A 278-nucleotide genomic window follows, 5' to 3' on the forward strand; every position below is an offset into this window, starting at 1 on the left:
GGCCCATGCACGCGAGATAGGTATGGACCCGGCACTTCACTATGTCCTGTATGGAGAAAAGCAGGGGTTGATGCCATCGGATAAATTCGATCCCGTTTACTATGGCGAGAGATATCCCGACATCGTGGCATGGGGTGGAAATAGGCTCAGTCACTATATCGCAAGGGGGCGAGCGGAACAGCGATACGGACTTCCGGTGACGGATACGGAAATCCTTCCAACTAACACCTTGAATCCGGATAAGCCGACGGTCCTCGTGATCGCACATGAAGCATCTC

General features: G+C 53.2%; 1 pseudogene. It reads left to right on the forward strand.

Annotated elements, in window-relative coordinates:
- Positions 1–22: 22 nt before the first annotated feature.
- Positions 23–278: pseudogene (locus tag SB816_RS31150) on the forward strand (hypothetical protein); the annotation flags it as partial.

The sequence above is a fragment of the Achromobacter sp. SIMBA_011 genome (assembly GCF_046535435.1).
GTDB classification, from domain to species: Bacteria; Pseudomonadota; Gammaproteobacteria; order Burkholderiales; family Burkholderiaceae_B; genus Achromobacter; species Achromobacter dolens.